The organism is Cyclonatronum sp. (assembly GCF_022565315.1).
GTDB lineage: Bacteria > Bacteroidota > Rhodothermia > Balneolales > Cyclonatronaceae > Cyclonatronum.
In genome coordinates, this window is record NZ_JAIUMX010000085.1 from 1 (window position 1) to 15,223 (window position 15,223).

The 15,223-nt window shown below is 53.8% G+C and carries 11 protein-coding genes and 1 pseudogene; 6 read left to right on the plus strand and 6 right to left on the minus strand.

Features of this window, described 5'->3' with window-relative positions; all coding sequences use genetic code 11:
- Positions 1-823 precede the first annotated feature (823 nt).
- The 4 genes and pseudogenes from LAT75_RS12000 to LAT75_RS12010 all read left to right on the plus strand — a co-directional run bounded on the left by LAT75_RS12000 (position 824) and on the right by LAT75_RS12010 (position 4,004).
- Entirely contained in the window at positions 824-1,333 is a 510-nt protein-coding gene (locus LAT75_RS12000; protein WP_291482909.1) for a hypothetical protein, read from the plus strand.
- A 21-nt stretch (positions 1,334-1,354) separates the two neighbouring features.
- A pseudogene (locus tag LAT75_RS15665) lies at positions 1,355-1,447 on the plus strand (hypothetical protein); the annotation flags it as partial.
- A 15-nt stretch (positions 1,448-1,462) separates the two neighbouring features.
- Positions 1,463-3,160 carry a T9SS type A sorting domain-containing protein gene (locus LAT75_RS12005; RefSeq protein ID WP_291482910.1) on the plus strand — a complete coding sequence of 566 codons (1,698 nt, stop codon included), beginning with the start codon at positions 1,463-1,465 and terminating at the stop codon, positions 3,158-3,160.
- Between the two features lie 220 nt (positions 3,161-3,380).
- A complete protein-coding gene (locus LAT75_RS12010) occupies positions 3,381-4,004 on the plus strand; it encodes a hypothetical protein (RefSeq protein WP_291482911.1) in 624 nt (207 codons plus the stop codon).
- Between the two features lie 203 nt (positions 4,005-4,207).
- Here the strand turns inward: LAT75_RS12010 and LAT75_RS12015 are convergent, their stop codons facing one another.
- Positions 4,208-5,581, minus strand: coding sequence for an amidohydrolase family protein (locus tag LAT75_RS12015; protein WP_291482912.1), 1,374 nt, complete (start codon positions 5,579-5,581; stop codon positions 4,208-4,210).
- A 507-nt stretch (positions 5,582-6,088) separates the two neighbouring features.
- Between LAT75_RS12015 and gltB the strand changes: the two genes are divergently transcribed.
- A complete protein-coding gene (gene gltB / locus LAT75_RS12020; RefSeq protein ID WP_291482913.1) occupies positions 6,089-10,717 on the plus strand; it encodes a glutamate synthase large subunit in 4,629 nt (1,542 codons plus the stop codon).
- 96 nt (positions 10,718-10,813) lie between these two features.
- On the plus strand, positions 10,814-12,286 hold the full coding sequence (locus tag LAT75_RS12025; RefSeq protein ID WP_291482914.1) for a glutamate synthase subunit beta: 1,473 nt from the start codon (positions 10,814-10,816) through the stop codon (positions 12,284-12,286).
- Between the two features lie 244 nt (positions 12,287-12,530).
- On the opposite strand, the gene LAT75_RS12030 is transcribed toward LAT75_RS12025, so the two are convergent.
- The 5 genes from LAT75_RS12030 to LAT75_RS12050 form a co-directional block, all read right to left on the minus strand.
- Positions 12,531-12,992, minus strand: a complete 462-nt coding sequence (locus tag LAT75_RS12030) for an NlpC/P60 family protein (RefSeq protein WP_291482915.1) — start codon at positions 12,990-12,992, stop codon at positions 12,531-12,533.
- A 23-nt stretch (positions 12,993-13,015) separates the two neighbouring features.
- A complete protein-coding gene (locus LAT75_RS12035) occupies positions 13,016-13,984 on the minus strand; it encodes a methylenetetrahydrofolate reductase (protein ID WP_291482916.1) in 969 nt (322 codons plus the stop codon).
- A gap of 142 nt (positions 13,985-14,126) precedes the next feature.
- Positions 14,127-14,528: a type II toxin-antitoxin system VapC family toxin gene (locus LAT75_RS12040; RefSeq protein WP_291482917.1), complete on the minus strand. Its 402-nt coding sequence runs from the start codon at positions 14,526-14,528 to the stop codon at positions 14,127-14,129.
- The gene (locus tag LAT75_RS12045) at positions 14,528-14,773 is read right to left on the minus strand and encodes a hypothetical protein (protein WP_291482918.1); all 246 of its coding nucleotides are present in this window, start codon (positions 14,771-14,773) and stop codon (positions 14,528-14,530) included. Before LAT75_RS12045 ends, LAT75_RS12040 begins: the two co-directional genes overlap by 1 nt.
- A gap of 189 nt (positions 14,774-14,962) precedes the next feature.
- The coding region (locus LAT75_RS12050; RefSeq protein ID WP_291482919.1) for a DCC1-like thiol-disulfide oxidoreductase family protein at positions 14,963-15,223 on the minus strand (261 nt) is incomplete at its 5' end.

Genomic DNA, 15,223 nt, shown 5'->3' on the forward strand with positions numbered 1-15,223 from the left:
ATCTCATCTGCGTAACAAATTCGGGCTCTTTTTTTGGGTGGGAATTCAGTGGGCATCGCTTGTTTTCGCGTCAGCCTGATAAACCCTGCGCCAGGAGCGTTTTTGGGATTGTTGATCAGTAGGGTCTTCCGCAGATTTTGCAGGGGGCGAATCCGTGATGTTCGCACAGAAAGAGAGCCCGGAGTTACAGATCTGTTCATTTCCCGCATTATTATTCTGACCGGCAGGGGTTAATGAAGGGAGTAGGGCTCAGGAAAAGGTTTATTCTGCAGACCCGTGGCATAAAGCGGTTCTGCATATGAGCCCACACAACGGATTACAGATAATTGAGGAATCCCTAAAAAAAACGGGAATCTCCGGCAGCTGCTTTTGTTTATTGTGAGCCGGTGTAACAGGTAATACCTGTGCCAGCGGCATCTGCCCTATTTTGAAACTTACGACAGGAAATGTGGGGATAAAATGTGACACATCCGGTGAGGCGAATAGTTCAGGCCCGGGTGTTTTTCCGGCAAAAAAGGGTGCTGTCTGAGGGGCTGATGTCGTTTTAAAGTACTCGCAGAACCACCGGCCTGAAATAGTGCTTTAGTGCACAGAATGAAGGGGGGGCTTTCTGAAAAAAAGAGATTAGAATTCGATCTGAAAGGAGCTGTGGCTGCTTTACCGGTCTGCTCCGGGACTGGTTTGTTAGGATGGGATAAAAAAACTATTTTAATATAAGTTCAATATTATAATAACAGCATTTCGTTAATGATCCTTTGTATGGCACCGATACTTCGAAAAGCAAACGGCATTAGCGGTTTCATTTAGAGTTAGAAGGAGAATTATGATCTACAAAACGAGCGTAATACTTTGTGTTTTGATGCTGCTGCTTGGTACAGCGAACAGTAACGCCCAATTCGCCGGCGGTTCGGGCACTGCAGATGCCCCCTGGGAGGTAGCAACATTACAGCACCTGAACAATGTGAGGAATTACCTGGGCGAAGACCATGCAGATAAGCACTTCATACAGACTGCGGACATTGATGCAGCCGGGAATACGTGGGAACCAATCGGAAGCAGAAGCGCAAAATTTATGGGGACATATCATGGAAATGACTTCACGATTAGCAATATCACAATTTACAGGCCGGAGGCTGATGATAATGGCTTGTTTGGGTACCTCGAAGGCGCCCGGGTCAGTAATCTGAACATTACAGATATCCAAATCAATGGCAGCAGGTATAGTGGCGGTTTGGCCGGAAGAGTTCACTCGTCGGTGCTCAGTTTTATATCCGTTACGGGAAGTATTGTGGGCTATGATGATGATACGGGCGGGGTGATTGGTCTGGTGTGAAACAGCAGTCAGCTAAGCTGGCTGAGCGCGGATGTTACTGTAGTTGGCCGTGAAGCAACGGGCGGACTGATTGGCCGCCAATGGACTTCGGAAGTACGGTATTCGTATGCCAAAGGAACGGTAACAGGTATGTCGCTTACAGGTGGTCTGATAGGATATACCTCCTCGCTTGTGGCCGACAGTTATACAACGGCCGACGTTACGGGAACTTCCTCCGTTGGCGGTTTTACAGGGTCAAACTGGGGCGGCTCTGTTCACAGGAGCTACAGCACCGGAGCGGTAGCCGGTGAAAGCAATGTTGGCGGTTTCGCAGGAAGAAGTGATTCGTACAGCCAGACCGCGTACAGTTTTTGGAATACCGAAACATCCGGTCAGGAAACAAGTGCAGGCGGTTCGGGCGTAAACGGCTTAACGACGGCAGAGTTAAAGCAGCAATCAACCTTTGCAGCCTTTAACTTCTATTCGGCCTGGCAAATTAGCGAAGGCTCAGGCTACCCGGAATTTCAGGATTTCAGCGTGTACACCTTGCCTGAATACACTGAGCTGGAAAACCTTTCCGGCAGCGGTACTGAGCACGACCCCTACATTATCTCCACCATTCATGAACTAAACGCCGTAAGGCAGGATGTGACCGCTCACTACAGGCTTGCCGAAAATCTGGACCTGAAACCGAGTGTTGTCTGGAATATGGGGCAGGGCTGGGAACCCTTCGGGGATGCTTCAAACTGGTTTGCCGGTGTTTTTGACGGTAACGGCAAAATCATCACAGGCCTGGCTGTAAACCGGCCGGGAACCAATAATCAGGGGTTATTTGGCTACCTCAGGGAGGCTGAAGTCGCGGATGTAAATCTGGCTGATGTGCAGGTTTATGGCATGAGATATACCGGCGGTTTAGCCGGAACAGCGCATTCGTCACACTTAAGCATTATATCGGTCACGGGAAATATTGCAGGCCATGACGACGATACGGGTGGGGTAATTGGCCTTGTGCGAAACAACAGTATGCTAAGCCGGCTGAGCGCAGATGTTAATGTTATGGGCCGTGATGCAACGGGCGGACTGATTGGCCGCCAATGGACTTCAGAAGTACGGTATTCGTATGCCAAAGGAACGGTAACAGGTATGTCGCTGACAGGTGGCCTGACAGGATATACCTCCTCGCTGGTGGCCGATAGTTATACAACGGCCGACGTTACGGGAACTACCTCCGTTGGCGGTTTTACAGGTTCAAACTGGGGCGGCTCCGTTCACAGGAGCTACAGCACCGGAGCGGTAGTCGGTGAAAGCAATGTTGGCGGTTTCGCAGGAAGAAGTGATGTTTACAGTGAGGCCCTAAACAGTTTTTGGAATACCGAAACATCCGGTCAGGAAACAAGTGCAGGCGGTTCGGGCGTAACCGGCTTAACGACGGCGGACATGACCTTCCCGTACGCAACAGGTGTTTACGCAGAATGGGACTTCGACACCATCTGGTCACATGATGAAGACCATTCCGTTAACGCAGGCTATCCGCATATTGATGAAGGCCTGCCAACGTCAGCAGAAAACGAAACAGATGTACCACGGATTGTTAAGCTTCATCAAAACTATCCCAACCCGTTTAACCCTATCACCAATATCAGCTATGAACTGCCGCAACAGCAGGAGGTGCGGCTGGAAGTGTATAATGTGCTGGGCCGCCGGGTAGCGGTACTCGTAAGCGGCACTCAGCCTGCCGGCTACCATACCATTCAGTTCGATGCAAGCCGCCTTGCAAGTGGCATGTACCTTTACAGATTACAAGCCGGCAGCGTGGTGCAAACCCATAAGATGATGCTGGTAAGGTAGAAACTGTTCAGCCCAAAAGAATCAAGGCAAAACGGGCGGATCATTGAGTAAAGGCCCCTGCACTGTTCTTACAGCAGCAACAGGAGCAGGGGCCGGTCTCAAATGTTGTTTATGGAAATACGCTGTTCAAAAAAAGGCACGGGTGGTGTAAATCCGATAAGGGCTTAAAACCGGATGATCACGCATTTATCACCAACCGAAAATTCAATAAGGGGAAATCATGGAAAAAAATAAAAGCCTCCATGGCAATAAAATGCAGTGGCTCACGGGAAATTTATGGCTCATCGTAACTGTGCTCATGCTCTTGGTCATTATTGACATAGCCATTCGTGAAAGCAGTCTGCTGAACAGCGTTTCCTTACAGGATCTTCAGTCTGCTCATGTTTTGGGAATTGTTACAGGGCTGTTTGTAATCGCGATTTTTGTGGAAAGAGTGATAGAAGTCTTCCTGATTTATGCGCGTGAACCTGCAAAGCTGCACCTCAATAACAGCCTTGAGCAGGCAACAGATCCGAATGAAAAAACCGGGCTGAAACAGAAGCTCACAGCTTACAAGCAGCAAACCAGGCAGATGGCAGTTGGTATGGGGCTCCTGATAGGCATTCTGATTAGTGCAGCCGGTTTCCGTACACTGTCAGATCTCGCCGGAGCGGAAGGACTAATGGGTCTGTCGGATTTACAACAGCGCATTTTTACGGTTACGGACATCCTCCTAACCGGAGTGATTATAAGTGGTGGTAGTGCTGCGATTGATAAAATAGCGGGTAAATTCAGCGATTATTTCGACCTCAACCGAAACCTTAAAGAGCCCGCAGATGAAAAAAAACCGAACCGGCCGGAATAGTAACTCCTCAGAAGTCATATCGGCAGGATAACCGGGCATTCCCGTAATGCTGCAAAGAAGCTGTACCGGCAAACTGCATGACGGACAGAACAGATAGCAAAGAATTAAAATGTAAGCCTGCAGGAAATCATTTTGGTTTCATAAAAAAAGGGGCAGCATCTCTCAGCTGTCCCCTTCTTGAAACTTCCCGGGCCCTGCCCGCTCTACTTCTCAGGTAGCGTGTTTTTGTAAATCCGGCCGTCTTTCATGATTACCATGAAATTTTCCTCCGGGCTGGCGATGAGTTCGATGTTTTCGAGCACGTCGCCGTTTACGAGCAGCAGGTCTGCGAGGGCGCCTTCTTCCACAACACCGAGGCGGCCCCGGTACGGACTTCTGAGGCCGGAGAGTGCCAGCAGCTGCGCATTGTCGTGCGTTACCATTTTGAGGGTTTCGGCCGGGGTGAACCACTCGAGCAGCTGCAGGATGTAGGCGTTCTGTTCCTGATTCATCCAGGGTTCAAAAAGAAAATCGGTGCCCCAGGCAATTTTGACCCCAAGTTCTTTCGCCAGCGGCCACATACGGGCCTGACCCTCAAGTACAGGCCTGCGCTTCTCTACCCGCAGCGGATCCATGTTGGGCGTGCTGGCCCGTAGCACCTGTGTACTCAGCCAGATGTCGTTTTCGGCTACGAGCCGCATGGTTTCCTCGTCAAGCAGCTGACCGTGCTCGATTACTTTTACGCCGGCTTCAATGGCCCGGCGGATGGCGCGGGGGGTGTAGGCATGCACCATCACATAGGTGCCCCAGTCTTCGGCGGCCTCAACGGCTGCGCGCATTTCGTCGAAGGTGTACTGGGTAACGTCAACCGGGTCGTATGCGGAGGATGTGCCGCCGCCCGCCATAATTTTGATCTGACTCGCGCCAAAGCGCAGGTTTTCGCGTACGGCAGTGAGCACCTCGTCGCGGCCGTCGGCGATGAAGGTTGCCCCGAGCAGCTCCGCACGGGAGGGCTGCCCGAAGAAACGGCGTGAACGTTCATTCGGTTGACGAAAGTCGCCGTGACCTGCGGTCTGACTGATGGTTGCCCCCGAAGGCCAGATGCGCGGGCCCATAATCTGCCCGCTGTCAATCGCTGCCTTGATCTCGAAAATTGGCCCGCCTGCATCGCGTACCGCCGTGAAGCCTCGCATGAGCATCTGCTGCGACTGCTCGGCGATTTTCGGGGCAAGTGACTCCAGCGAGAGCTCCGGGTTCATCATGTCAATCATGCTGAGTGACCCGAAGGTCATGTGCACGTGTACGTCAATCAGGCCGGGCATGAGCGTCATCCCCTCCCCGCTGATCCGCCGGGCGTCGGGGTAGTCGCTGTAGCTTACAAATCCCCCTTCAACAATGCTGTGAATCAGGTTTCCCTGTACAATTACGGTCGAAGGCGCGGAAAGGCTCTCTGAGGTGCCGTCGAAAATGCGGACATTTTCAAAGATGACGGTTTGGGAATCCTGACTGTAGGAATCACTGCAAATCGTAAATAAAAACAAAAAAGCGAGGAGAATTACGCTAAACGGTCTTAAACAGTTCTGAATCTGTCTTTTCATAGTGGAAGTAGATTTTATATGATAAAAATTGCACTAACATGATGTCAACAAAATACTGAATGCGCACGTTTGAACAGGCTTAAAGTTTGATTTTTTTGATTGAATAAGCACAATTCCTATGATTCCGGAAAGCTAATAAGTCTATGTGTCTGAGTTGTTTTCACAGTTTGTGCGTAAAACAAAACGACTGTTTAAAATTATTTTTCAAAAACAAAAAAGCGCTTCAATCATATGGAAAAGCGCTTTTGTAAGCCGCAAATCATTAATTATCAATAACAGGAAACAAGGCCGACTTGCAGCGGGACCTTTTTTTGGTCAAATTAATAAAGCTAACTCTGTAACAATCTGAAAATCACCAATTCGTACTCACTCCGATAAAATTGGTGAAAAACCTGATGATACTGAATAAGGAGAAGTGAGGATTAACTGATTCGGCACAGATCCGCTGCCTTTTGCGAAATTCGAAACAACATCTTCCTGCATCACCATTACACCTTCTGCAAGTCTATGAATGCTACTAAACACAGCTGCGCACCAATGAGGCCGCCACTCAAACAAGGTCTGTACGATCCGTTACACGAGCACGATGCCTGCGGGATCGGCTTTGTTGCCAACATTAACGGTGAGGCCTCCCACACCATCGTAAATGAGGCGATCCGGGTTTTGCACAACCTCAATCATCGGGGTGCAACCGGCGCGGAAGGCAACACCGGTGACGGTGCCGGCATCCTGATGCAGATTCCGCACGATTTCCTGAAGCGCTCCTGCGAAGGTCTGGGGTTCAGGCTGCCTGAGCCCGGCCATTACGGTGTTGGGATGATCTTTATGCCGGGCGACCGGCGCGACCGGCTGCCATGTGAGCGCATTGTGGAAAAGATAATCCGGGAGGAAGGTCTTGAGGTACTGGGCTGGCGCAAGGTTCGTACCGACAATGCGACTCTGGGGGAGACAGCCCTCGCCTCGGAGCCATCCGTGCGGCAGGTTTTTATCGGCAAAGGCGGGCATGAGGGTACTGCGCTCGATCTGGAACGCAAACTGTTTGTGGTGCGCCGCAGGGCAACGCTGGCGATCAGCAAGGCTGAGCAGAAAATCAGCGACAAAGACTTTTTCTACATCAACAGCCTCTCAAGCCGCACGATTGTGTATAAGGGGATGCTCACCCCGCATCAGCTCGATAATTATTACCCGGAGCTGCGCGACCCCAACATGCAGACAAGCATCGCGCTGGTCCATTCGCGTTTCAGCACCAACACTTTTCCGAGCTGGAAACTTGCCCATCCCTACCGCTACATCATCCATAACGGTGAAATCAATACCGTGCGCGGCAACCAAAACTGGATGCACGCCCGCGAAGCTGTTTTGCAGTCACCCCTGTTTGGCTCCGACCTGAAAAAAGTGCTGCCGATAGTGCAGGATGAAGGAAGCGACTCCTCCAAATTTGATCAGTGCCTCGAGTTTCTGACACTCAGCGGCCGTTCGCTGCCGCATGCTATGATGATGATGATTCCCGAGCCCTGGGAAAAGCACGAAACCATGGATGATGAGCGCCGTGCTTTCTACGAGTACCACAGCTGTATGATGGAGCCCTGGGACGGACCCGCCTCGGTCGCCTTTACTGACGGTCAGGTGGTCGGGGCAACCCTTGACCGGAACGGACTGCGACCCTCGCGCTACTACGTGACGCGCAGTAACATGATTGTACTGGCCTCAGAAGCCGGCGTGCTCGACATCCCGTCAGATGAAGTGCTGATTAAAGGCCGCCTTCAGCCGGGCCGTATGCTGCTTATCGATACCAAAGAGCAGCGCATTATCAGCGATGAAGAAATCAAAAAGCAGGTGGTGAGTCAGCAGCCTTACGGTCAGTGGCTGAAGGATAACCTGGTGGACTTTGAAACCTGCACGAAGAAAATTACCTGGCAGGAGCCGCGTCTCGATCATGAAAAGGTGGTGCACCGCCAAAAGGTTTTTGGCTACACCTACGAAGACCTGCGCATCAACCTCGGCCCGATGGCTGAGAACATGCTGCAGCCGATCGGAGCTATGGGCAACGATGCGCCGCTTGCAGTGCTCTCGAATCAGCCGCAGCTGCTGTACAACTATTTCAAGCAGCTGTTTGCGCAGGTTACGAACCCGCCGATTGATCCCATCCGGGAGGAGCTGATTACCTCAACAGAAACCTACCTCGGCGGCAAAGGCAACATCCTCGAAGAGTCGCCTGAGCGCTGCCGTCAGATTAAGCTGCCAACGCCGGTGCTCTCAACCGAAGAAATGGAGATACTGCGCAAAACGGATCTGCCCGGGTTCAGGATTGAAGAGCTTCCGATTTTATTTGAAGCCGGAACCGGCGGCACCGGTCTTGAGAAAGCACTCAGCAAACTGTTCAACGCGGCGGCGGAGGCCATAGGCTCCGGAGCCAACATTCTGATTCTCACAGACCGTAATTTCAGCAGCAAGCTTGCGCCGATTCCGGCTTTGCTGGCGATATCGGGCCTGCATCACCATTTAATAAGAACCGGCAAGCGTACCGATGTGAGCATTGTGCTTGAATCGGGAGAGCCGCGCGAAACCCATCATTTCTGCACCCTGCTGGGTTACGGCGTTGATGCCGTAAATCCGTACATGGCGTATGAGAGCCTGTGCGACCTGCTGCAGCAGGGCCTCATTTCGGGCATCGATTACAAGCGTGCGGTGAAAGGCTACAACAAAGCCGTGGTAAAAGGCATCGTTAAGGTGATGGCCAAGATGGGCATCTCAACCGTGAAGTCGTACCGCGGGGCGCAGATTTTTGAGGCGCTCGGCATCAGTAAGGAAGTGGTCGATTCCTACTTTACCTGGACCGACAGCCGGATTGGCGGCATCACCCTCGATACCATTGCAAGGGAAGCCGAGATGCGACATGAAAAAGCCTATCCCAAAATTCGTCAGAACGGAACCGTTCTGGATGAGGGCGGTCAGTACAAGTGGCGCCGGAATGGGGAGTACCACATGTACAACCCGAAAACTGTGCACACACTGCAGCTTGCTACCCGTACCGGCGATTACGGGCTGTACAAAGAATATGCCCGCCTGCTCGACGAACAGCATGATCCGCCGCCGGCCCTGCGGCACCTGCTCGAACTCATTTACGGCCCAAAACCGGTGCCGATTGAAGAGGTTGAGTCGGTAGAGTCCATCTGCCGCCGCTTCAAAACCGGGGCAATGTCGTACGGCTCCATCAGTCTGGAAGCGCACGAAGCCCTGGCCATTGCCATGAACCGGCTTGGCGGCCGGAGCAATACCGGCGAGGGCGGCGAAGATGCGATCCGCTACACCGAAGATGCTAACGGCGACTCCCGCAACAGTGCCATCAAGCAGGTGGCCTCAGGCCGTTTCGGGGTAACGAGCGAGTACCTCACTCAGGCCAAAGAAATTCAGATTAAGATGGCGCAGGGTGCCAAGCCGGGTGAGGGAGGCGAGCTGCCCGGCCGCAAGGTTTATCCCTGGATTGCCGATGTGCGGCTGTCAACGCCGGGTGTGGGGCTCATCTCCCCCCCTCCGCACCATGATATCTACTCGATTGAGGACCTTGCCCAGCTCATTCACGACCTAAAGAACGCCAACGATCAGGCGGATATCAACGTGAAGCTGGTTTCCCTTGCCGGGGTCGGTACCATTGCCGCCGGTGTGGCGAAAGCCAAGGCCGATGTAATTCTGGTCAGCGGCCATGACGGCGGCACCGGGGCCTCCCCGCAAACGAGCATCAAGCATGCGGGCCTGCCGTGGGAGCTCGGGCTTGCCGAGGTGCATCAGACCCTGCTGCTCAACAACCTGCGCAGCCGGGTGAAGCTGGAAACCGACGGACAAATCAAGACAGGCCGCGATATCGTAGTCGCAGCCCTGCTGGGTGCCGAGGAGTTCGGTTTCGGCACGAGCGCGCTCATCACCCTCGGGTGTATTATGATGCGCGTGTGCCACCTGAATACATGCCCGGTTGGCGTGGCTACGCAGGATCCGCACCTGCGCAGTAAATTTACCGGCGACCCGCAGTATGTGGTCAATTTCATGAGGTTTGTGGCGCAGGATGTGCGCGAGCACATGGCCGCAATGGGTTTCCGCACGATCGACGAAATGATCGGCCGTACCGACAAGCTCCGCCAAAAGAAAACCAACCACTGGAAGGCAAAGCTGCTTGATTTGTCGCCGGTGCTGCACAGTCCGAAAGTTCATGCGCTCACGGGCGTTCGCAAGCTCACCAAACAGCATCACGGCCTCGAAAACAGCATGGACGTGCAGATGCTGCTCGACCTGTGCGAGCCCGCCCTGAGTGAAAAAACAAAGGTGAAAGCCAGCCTGCCCATCCGGAACACCAACCGGGTAACCGGCACCATCTTAGGCAGCGAAATCACCCGCATGTACGGTCAGGAAGGGCTGCCGGAAGATACCATCCACCTGCGCTTCCGCGGCTCGGCCGGGCAGAGTTTCGGCGCGTTCGGCGTGCCGGGGGTTTCCCTCGAGCTTGAAGGCGATGCCAATGATTATTTCGGAAAGGGCCTTTCCGGCGGCAAGCTGATTCTGTACCCCGACCGCGATGCGCGTTTCCGACCCGAGGATAACATCATTGTAGGCAATGTGGCGCTTTACGGCGCAACCCGCGGGGAAGCCTTCATCCGGGGGCGTGCCGGTGAGCGTTTTTGCGTTCGCAACAGCGGCGCCGCAGCGGTAGTTGAAGGCACCGGAGACCACGGCTGCGAATACATGACCGGCGGCCGTGCCGTAATTCTGGGCCCGACCGGCCGGAATTTCGCGGCGGGTATGTCGGGCGGAATCGCCTACGTACTCGATACCGACGGCAGCTTCCCAAGCCGCTGCAACAAGGAAATGGTGTACCTGGAGAAGGTGGAGGATGAAAGCGACGAAGCCGAACTCAAGCGCCTCATCCGCCGGCACGCCGATTTCACAGACAGCGTACTCGCCTGGAAAATCCTCGCCAAATGGGAAGAGGTGCTGCCGCAGTTTGTGAAGGTTCATCCACAGGATTACAAGCGGATGACCGAAGCCATCCAAAAAGCCGTGAAAACCGGCATGGATCCGAAAGAGGCCGAGCTTCATGCGTTTGAGGCCAATCAGCTGAGTGAAGCCCGCGCCGCCGGCAACTAAGCGGCTGCTTCTGCTCAGGGCCCGGATGAGGCCCGGAAACGCATCCCCCGAGAAAAAAAATATCAAAGAAAAACCGAAATACAGGATTATCGACTGATGGGAAAACCAACCGGATTTATGGAAATAACGCGCAAAGATGCGCCGGCAATAAGCCCCGCTGAGCGCGTAGGCGACTGGTCAGAGTTTGGCATCCGCCTGCCTGACAGCGAACTGCAGCAGCAGGGTGCCCGATGTATGGACTGCGGCATCCCGTTTTGCCAGACCGGCAGCACAACCGGCAGCGGCAAGGCGCTGGGCTGCCCGGTGTACAACCTCATCCCGGAGTGGAACGACCTGGTGTACCGCGGCAAGTGGCGCGAAGCCCTCAACCGGCTGCACAAAACCAATAATTTCCCCGAATTTACGGGTCGCGTTTGTCCGGCGCCCTGCGAGGGCAGCTGCGTACTCGGCCTGATTGACAAGCCCGTTGCGATCAAAAGCATCGAGCAGGCCATCATCGATAAAGGTTTTGAGGAGGGCTGGGTGGTGCCGCAGCCGCCTGACAGGCGTACCGGCCGCAAGATTGCCGTAGTTGGCTCAGGCCCCGCAGGCCTGGCCGCTGCCGCGCAGCTGAACAAGGCCGGGCACTGGGTAACGGTGTATGAACGCGCCGACCGCATCGGCGGCCTGCTGATGTACGGCATCCCAAATATGAAGCTCGAAAAGGGCGTGGTGGAGCGCCGGGTGAAGCTGCTCGAAGCCGAAGGCATTACCTTTGTGACCGGCACCGAAGTGGGCAAAGACCTGAGCGCGGATGAGCTGCGCCAAAACTTCGACGCCATTGTGCTCGCCGGCGGCGCAACCAAACCGCGCGACCTGCCGATTGAAGGCCGCGAGGCAGAAGGCGTTTATTTTGCGATGGAATACCTCCATGCCGATACCAAGAGCCTGCTCGATAGCAGCCATGCCGACGGCAAATTTATCTCGGCCAAAGACAAGCACGTGATTGTGATTGGCGGCGGCGACACCGGCACGGACTGCGTGGGTACGGCCATGCGGCACGGCTGCGCGACCGTTACGCAGTTCGAAATTATGGCCAAGCCACCGGAAGACCGCGCCGAAAACAACCCCTGGCCCGAATGGCCCGGCATCTACAAGCTCGACTACGGTCAGGAAGAAGCCCGCGCCAAATTCGGCGACGATCCGCGGCAGTATGAAGTAATGACCAAAAAGTTTGCAACCGACAAAAAAGGCCGCGTGAAAGAGCTGCATACCGTGCAGATCCGATGGGTTATCGGCGAAGACGGCCGCATGAAGCCCGAAGAAGTGGAGGGCAGCGCCCGCGTGTGGAAGGCCGATATCGTGCTGCTCGCAATGGGCTTCACCGGTCCGGAAAATCCGCTGCTCACGGCCTTCGGTGTCGAGCAGGACGGCCGCAGCAATGTGCGCGCCCGTTACGGAGATTTCAGCACCAATGTAGAAGGCGTTTTTGCCGCCGGCGATATGCGCCGGGGGCAGAGTCTGGTGGTGTGGGCTATTAACGAAGGCCGCGCGGTTGCAGAAGCCGTGGATAAATGGGTGATGCGCTAAGGACAGGAGTAAAAATGAAACGCGGGTAAGGTGTTCCCCGAACCCAACTGCACGGCCATTTCTGCATTCCATTTATTTTTTTGGGGAAACTTCGTGCGCATCACGGTCTTTCGTGCTGGCTGGAAAAACCAAACCTGCGGCTAATCCCGTGCTTTTTCATTTTGACCTTTCCGGCGTGTAATTCAAACCTACCCAAAAACATCCGTGTGCTGTCAGCCCTGAACGGGCAGAAAACAGTCTGGTGCTACAGCACCCGCCGTGCGACCGTAAACCGCTGCTGCCAGTACGGCTGGTTAAGCTCATCAATAATAACGCCCTGCGAGGTTGAGGCGTGCAGAAAGCGTCCGCCGCTGAGCACAATCCCGACATGGCGCGTATTTCGGCCGGTCTGAAAAAAAACGAGGTCGCCCACACGCAGCTGCCGGGGGTTAACCCTGGTACCCGCCCTCATCTGCTGATCGGTGGTGCGGGGCAGCTCTACCCCGAAGCCATTGCGGTAAACGAGCATCACAAAAGCGGAACAGTCCACCCCTTGCTGCGTGATACCGCCAAGCCGGTACGGGGTACCCCGCCACTGCTGGAACTGCTGCATCAGCCGCTGTTCAACCTGCCGCGCATCGGAGCGGGACCCCGACGACGAACCGCATCCCCCTAAAAAAAGAGACAAGGCAAAAAGCAGCAGGAGTGAACTTGCGGGCGTTCGCATAAATCAGATGGGTTTGCCCCGGGTTAAACCGAACGGGATTTCAGACCGCTCTTGAGGCGGTCGAGCAGGTCAACAACTGTGCTGGGGTTGGCCATCACGTAGAAGTGAAGCCCCTGCACCCCGTGATCGAGCAGCTCCTGACACTGCTGCGCGCCCCACTCAATCCCGATTTCGCGGGCGCGGTCGGGTTTGAGGGAAATCTCATGGGCCAGCGGCTCCGGGATGTTCAGATAAAAGGCGCGCGGCAGGGTTGTGAGCTGCCGGTAGCTGCTGATGAGCTTCAGCCCGGGAATGATGGGCACCGTAATGCCGGCTTCCCGGCACTTTGCTTCGAAATCGAAAAACTTCTGGTTGTCGAAAAACATCTGCGTTACGATGTAATCGGCGCCGGCATCCACTTTTTCTTTCAGGCGCTCGACATCCCAGTTGAGGTTGGGTGCCTCGAAGTGCTTCTCAGGGTAGCCGCCCACGCCCACGCAGAAGTTGGTTTTATCGGCCTCCATCAGCTGCTCGAGGTAAAGCCCGCGGTTCATGCGCTTGATTTGCCGCACGAGATCAACCGCGTACGCATTGATGCTGCGGTCGGCATTGTAAGGTTTCGGGGCCCCGTGATCATCCCCCCGGATGGCCAGCACATTTTGAATGCCGAGGAAGTTCAGCTCGATCAGGGCATCTTCGGTTTCCTCCCGGGTGAAGCCCTTGCACAGGATGTGCGGAACCGGCTCCACATTGTAGCGGTGCTTGATGGCCGCGCAAAGGCCGATGGTTCCGGGGCGCTTCCTGCGGATGTGCCGCTTGATGTTGCCGTTGTCGAGTTCTTCGTAGTAGGCCTCAGCCGCGTGTGCGGTAACATCAATGAAGGGCGGCCGGTAGGGCATCACCTGATCGAGCGCTTCGAAAATGCTGTTGATGGATTTCCCCCGCTTCGGCGGGATGATTTCAAAGGAAATGAGAGGCTCTGAGCTTTGGGCGTAAAAATCGGTGACTTTCATGTGCGGAGCATGGAAGAAATTAGGTTAAAAATATCTGCATAGCTTCTGCCGGTAAATACCAAAGATTAAAGGTACGGAATGCCGGCTGTAGTTCAAGTAAACTTTAGAAGAGTGATAAATCGTGCGGAAGGGTATAAACGCTTCAGTTTTTAGTAGTCCAGTCTTCGAGCCTGATATTTTCCAGGCGTTCGAAATGCTTTCTGTTGTTGGTTACTAAAATTAAGTTATAGTAAACAGCTGTGGCTCCGATGAGAAGGTCAAAGTCGTCAACAGGTTTTCTGGCTTTTTGGAGGCGCGCTTTTTCAAAGGCATAAATATCCAGACCGGGCATAATGGGCAGTATCTGAATGCCGGATAAAAATTGCTGCAGGGCCTTTTGGTTTTTCTCCCTGGCCTGGCTTTTCTGCACACCAAACTTTAGTTCAGCCAGCGTGATCTCAGAAATAAAACAATTCTCCGGACCTGTTTCCATGAACTTCGTTTTCAGATCAAATAGACCTTTCATGAAATAGATGCAGATATTGGTATCAAGGAGATATAGCATCAAAATTCTTCCGTCTTTCTCATGAAGGTTCTTGTACTTTTGATCGCATCAACAAGTGCTTCAGCACTCTCTTCTTCATCCCATGCACCAAAAGCATCATAAAAATCAACCTTCGCATCATCAAAATCTGCTTTCATGGAACTGCTGAGTTTTGATATGAGATCAAGCTTGTTTGAAACACTCATATTTTTAATGAGTGACAGGTAACTGTTTATAAGTTTGGTGTTGGTATCGGTTGTGTTCATGGCCGCACCTCATCAAGTCTGAAAGGATGATTCCCCGCCGAAAGCAGGGTTTTAAGTGATTAGGACAAGGTAATAAAAATGAAAAAGCAGTGTAAGCAGCAAAGCTGATGTCCTGATATTAAGCAGCAGGTGTTGCGGGGGGATATTGGAAGGTTGATTTTCTGCAAGCGCCTAAAAAACACTCAACCCTCAGTCGAGAAACAGGCTTTTCAGCTCGGGAGTTGGTATCATGCAGGCCTCCTGTTTGCCGAACCATTTGTAGCGGTTTCGGGCGATGAAGCGGTAGAGCCCGTCGCGGATGAAGCGTGGCAGCACCATGAAACCGTACAACAGCGGCCATGCGCCCTTCAGCCTCCGGGCGATGCTGAGGGCAGCCGCAGAGTGCGTGTACCACAAATCGCCTTCTTTCAGGATGATGGTATCGAAGGTGTCGGCCGGCTGACCGTGCCG